Consider the following 4,628-nt stretch of genomic DNA (forward strand, 5'->3'; position numbering starts at 1 on the left):
CACGCCGGGATGGCGTCTCGCCCGCACCGCGGCTCACGCGAGACGCCATCCCGGCGTGCGGCTGCGTTGGGCCGGCTCAGGGAGTGGGCGCGCCGCCGGTCACCGAGAGCGTGTTCCCGGTGGTGTAGGACGACTCGTCGGAGGCCAGGTACACGTACGCGCCCGCCATCTCGACCGGTTGTCCGGGCCGGCCCAGCGGGTTCTTGTGCCCGAAGATCGGCAGTTTCTCGGGCTTCTGGCCGCCACTCACCTGGAGCGCTGTCCAGAACGGACCGGGCGCGACGGCGTTGACGCGGATGCCGCGCGGTGCGAGCTGCTGGGCGAGCGACTTGGACATGGTGTTGACCGCCGCGCGCGAGGTGGCGTAGTCCACGAGCCCCGGTGACGGGGTGTACGCCTGCACCGAGGACGTGAAGATCACGCTCGATCCGGGCTGCAGGTGGGCGAGCGCCTCCTGCATCATCCAGAAAGGCGCCGAGATGTTGACGTTCATCGTCTCGGCCCACTGCTCGGAGGACAGGTCCTCCAGGTGCTCGACGAAGGTCTGCCGGGCGGCGTTGAGCACGAGCACGTCCAGACCGCCGAGCCCCGCGACGGCGTCGCGGACGATCCCGCGCGCGACGGCCTCGTCACCGACGTCGCCGGGGAGCAGGACGCAGGTCCGGCCGGCCGCGCGCACGAGCTCGGCCACGTCGTCGGCGTCGGACTGCTCAGAGGGCAGGTAGCCGATCGCCACGTCGGCGCCCTCGCGTGCGTAGGCGATGGCCACGGCGCGGCCGATCCCGGAGTCACCGCCGGTGATCAGTGCACGCCGCCCGGTGAGCCGGCCGTGACCCACGTAGGTGTCCTCCCCGTGGTCGGCGGGAGGGTCCATCTCGGAGGCCAACCCCGGAACCGGTTGCTGCTGGACCGGCACCTCGATCTGGTACTTGGTCGTCGGGTCGACGAGTACGGAATGCCCGGGCTGGTCAGAGGACTGAACTGTCGGATCGGTGGTCACGGATGCCTCCCTGGTCGTCTGGACTCCCGACCGTACGCCCCCGGCGACCGGATGCGAGTGGGCGCTCGATCCCCCAGAATGCGGACACGACACACGTCACCCGAACCGAAGGAGTGGGCATGCCCCGTTACCGCGTGATCGACCCCGAGCAGAACGTCATCGATGAGAAGGAGTTCGCCGACGACACCAAGGCCTACGACTGGTTCAAGACGGTCGAGGTCCCCGACGATGCTCTCGGTTACGCCATGGAGGTCGACATGGACGGTAAGTGGACCCGCTTCGAGATCAACGACGGTGGCACCAACACCTCCCCCGCGGCCGACGAGGGCACGGGCGTCGCCTGACCTGACTCAGGCCACGCAGCCGAGCCCGACGGGCCGGCTCCCCACCGCGTCGATGCGGTGGGGAGCCGGCCCGTCGTGGTCGTGGCCATCCCGTCGAGGCCGGCCCTCGCGGTCAGCCGGTCGTGGTTGTGGCCGGCCCGTCGTAGTTGTGGCCATCCCATCGAGGCCGGCCTTCGCGGTCAGCCGGTCGGAGCCGATCGGGCGAACTCGATCACCGAATCGAGGTCGTAAATGCCGGCGGTGGTCCCGAGCCCCCGGGCCACCTGGGCCGCGACCGCGCAGCCGAGGACGGCGGAGTCCCGCAGGTCGCGACCGAGATGACGCCCCACCAGGAATCCGGCGGAGAACGAGTCCCCGCAGCCGGTGGTGTCGACGACGTCGATCGCGAAGGCGGGTACCGCGATGGTTTCGTCCGGTGTCACGACGAGCGCGCCGTCGGCGCCCGCGGTGAGGGCCACGCACGCGACCCCGCGCTCGATCAGCATGCGCGCCCCCTCGGCCAGCGTGTCGGCGCCGGTGAAGCCGCGGACCTGGTCGTCGTTGGGCAGCAGGTAGTCCACGTGCGGTAGCGCGTCCGCGATCCACTCGAGCATTCCGGGGTCGCCGTCGGCCAGGATGTCGACCGACGTGGTGATCCCCTTCCCACGGGCACGGGCGAGCAGCTCGCCGGCCGCCGGGCCGCCCAGGAACTCCGGTCCACCCAGGTGCAGATGCGTGAGCCCCTCGAGCGCGTCGTCGTCGATGTCGTCCAGGGTGAACACGCCGTTCGCGCCGATGCAGTGCCACGCCGGCCGGTCCCCGTTGGGGCGCACGGGGATCACCGAGGCGGACGTCTGTGCGTCCGCCTTGGTCACCAGGCGACCGGTGTCGACCCCCTCCCCGCTCAACAGGGTCGTCAGGGTGCGCCCGATCGAATCGGCGCCGACCGCACCGATGCTGCGGACCCCGGCCCCGAGGCGGCTGAGCACCACCGCGGTGCCCCCCGCGGTCCCGGCCGGTGAGAAGGCGATGGTGTCCACGAGGGCCCCGGCGGAGCCCTCCGGGATGGACTCGATCCCGATCGCGTGGACGTCGAGGACGTGCACTCCGACCGTCGCGATCGTCATGGATGAGATGTCGGTCATTGCGGGCTCTCCTTGGTGGTTCCGTACTCGAGGGTGATCGCCTGGACGACCGCGTCGTGTTGCTGCGCCTCGGTGAGGGGTCGTGGTGTGCCCACCCCACTCGCGCGGACGTGCAGGGCCGCCAGCCACTCCAGCAACAGCGCGTTGTCGAGGGCCTTGTCGAGGGAGGAGCCCACCGTCACCGAGCCGTGGTTGGCCATCAGGACCGCCTGCCGGTCGCGCAGGCCGTCCACGACGAGGTCCGCGAGCTCGGGGGTTCCGAAGGTCGCGTAGGGCGCCACCCGGATCTCCCCGCCCAGCAGCAACTGCTGGTAGTGCAGTACGGGCAGCGCGTCCATCCCGGTCACGCAGGAGACGGCGGTGGAGAACGGGGCGTGGGTGTGGACGACGGCCCCCGCCTGAGTACCGGAGTAGATCCCCAGATGCAGCCCGAGCTCGGAGGTCGGCGCCAGTCGGCCGTCCACGTGCTCGCCCGTCGCGCCGACCACGGTGACGTCCTCGGCACGGCAGTCGGCCAGGACCACCCCGGTGCCGGTCACGGCGATCCGCCCGTCGTCCACCCGGGCCGAGACGTTTCCGGCGGTGCCGATGAGCAGCCCCTCGGCCGCCAGTCGCCTGGCGGTGGCGGCGACGTGCTCGCGGGCCCGCGACGACTGCCCACGGGATCCCGACGACTCCGTCGTCACAGCCCACCAGCCTGATCGATGCCGCGTTCGGCGTGCACGACGCTCTCGAGCGTCGTCATGGACCGGCGGAACTGGCCGGTGAGCGACTTCTCGAGAACCGGCGCGACGAGGCGGCCGAGGGGGCCGAGCCCGACCCGGCAGTCGACCCGGTACGTCATCAGGGTGGCCTCGGCGCCCAGCGGCTCGAAGCGGAAGGTGTTGACCATGTCGTGCAACGGCGCGAACCCGGTCCCGGAGTCGACCCTGAGGGACCGCGGCTCGACCTTCCCCACCGTCCACACGGACCGCGTCGTGAGCGGCCCGATCGTCCGGTTCCGCTCGGAATAGGTCTCGCCCACGGTCGCCGCACCGTGGTGGGCGGTGACCTCCAGGGCCCCGTCGACCCACTCGGCGTACCGGGAGGTGTCGTCGATCACGGCCCAGATGTCCTCGACCGGGGCTGCGAGTCGCTGCTGTACGGAAACGGTCAGACGTGTCACGGATGTCCTCCTGAGTGTGCGATCACGGCGCGGGCGGCGGCCTCCCCGGAGCGGACCGCGCCGTCCATGTAGCCGTTCCAGTAGTCGGAGTGTTCGGCACCGGCCCAGTGCACTCGGCCGAGCGGCCGGTCGCGCCACTGACCGAGCGTGGTCAGGACGCCGGGGCCGAGGACAGCGGTCGGGCCACCCCGGGTCCAGCGTTCCGCGGTCCAGTCCTTCTCGAAGTATCCGACAGGCGCCAGCGCCGCGGGCCCGACCACCCGGGCGAAACTCTGCAGGACCGCCCCGCCGCGCTCCCGGGCCGGACGGGGCGCCCACTTCCGCCACCCCGCTCCCCCCACGAACCCCATGAGGATCCCGGGTGAGCCGCTCGGCGGGGTGTTGTCGAACATCGAGCACACCGGGGTACCGCCCCCGCGGAAGACGCCCTGGCCGGAGAGTCCGTCCTCCCGCCAGAACGGGCGCTCGTAGATCGCCTCACACTTCATGAGGGTGCCGAAGGCCATCCTGCGGAACAGGGCGTCCTGGTGGGCGGGCAGCGACGGGCTCCACTCGATCTCGGCGGCCAGGTGGGGTGGCGCGGTCACGATCACCTCCTCGCCGTCGAAGGACCCCGCGTCGGTGGTGACGGTGACCCCCGTGGCACGGTGTTCGATCCGCCGGACGGGGGCGCCGAGGGTGACGGAGTCGCCCAGTTCCTCGGCCATGCGTTGCGAGATCACCTGCGAACCGCCCACGACCCGGGACTCCTGGGCCCCGCCGGCCACGCCGATCATCCGGTCCAGTGAGCCCGGGTGGATCTCGTCACCCGCGCCCGCGACATACGCCAGGCCGTACAGCGCCGAGGCCTCGGACGCCGCGGCCCCGAACGCCGAACCGAGGAGGGTGTCGATCAACTCGACCCCGCCGGCGCCGATCGCGCCGCGCCGCAGCCAGGTGGCGAGACTCTGCGCGTCCAACCGGCCCGCGTCGGGATGCTCCCACGGCGCGGCCAC

At 71.7% G+C, this 4,628-nt stretch carries 6 protein-coding genes; 1 reads left to right on the forward strand and 5 read right to left on the reverse strand.

Translation table 11 applies throughout. The annotated features are described in order from the left end of the window. Window positions 1-76: 76 nt before the first annotated feature. Window positions 77-1,000 carry an SDR family oxidoreductase gene (locus G6021_RS10520; protein WP_179523235.1) on the reverse strand — a complete coding sequence of 308 codons (924 nt, stop codon included), beginning with the start codon at window positions 998-1,000 and terminating at the stop codon, window positions 77-79. A 119-nt stretch (window positions 1,001-1,119) separates the two neighbouring features. On the opposite strand from G6021_RS10520, the gene G6021_RS10525 reads away from it, so the two are divergent. Then, window positions 1,120-1,344 (forward strand): hypothetical protein, encoded by a 225-nt coding sequence (locus G6021_RS10525; protein WP_179523236.1) that lies wholly within the window; start codon window positions 1,120-1,122, stop codon window positions 1,342-1,344. A gap of 179 nt (window positions 1,345-1,523) precedes the next feature. On the opposite strand, the gene G6021_RS10530 is transcribed toward G6021_RS10525, so the two are convergent. The 4 genes from G6021_RS10530 to G6021_RS10545 all read right to left on the reverse strand — a co-directional run. Further along, window positions 1,524-2,468: a sugar kinase gene (locus G6021_RS10530; RefSeq protein ID WP_182641248.1), complete on the reverse strand. Its 945-nt coding sequence runs from the start codon at window positions 2,466-2,468 to the stop codon at window positions 1,524-1,526. Continuing rightward, the gene (locus G6021_RS10535; protein ID WP_179523238.1) at window positions 2,465-3,154 is read right to left on the reverse strand and encodes a class II aldolase/adducin family protein; all 690 of its coding nucleotides are present in this window, start codon (window positions 3,152-3,154) and stop codon (window positions 2,465-2,467) included. Before G6021_RS10535 ends, G6021_RS10530 begins: the two co-directional genes overlap by 4 nt. Beyond that, window positions 3,151-3,633, reverse strand: coding sequence for an SRPBCC family protein (locus tag G6021_RS10540; protein ID WP_182610558.1), 483 nt, complete (start codon window positions 3,631-3,633; stop codon window positions 3,151-3,153). The genes G6021_RS10535 and G6021_RS10540 overlap by 4 nt, the downstream gene beginning before the upstream one ends. After that, the coding region (locus G6021_RS10545; RefSeq protein ID WP_182641249.1) for an FAD-dependent oxidoreductase at window positions 3,630-4,628 on the reverse strand (999 nt) is incomplete at its 5' end. The genes G6021_RS10545 and G6021_RS10540, both read right to left, overlap by 4 nt.

The sequence above is a fragment of the Dietzia sp. CW19 genome (assembly GCF_014145265.1).
Taxonomy (GTDB): Bacteria; Actinomycetota; Actinomycetes; order Mycobacteriales; family Mycobacteriaceae; genus Dietzia; species Dietzia natronolimnaea.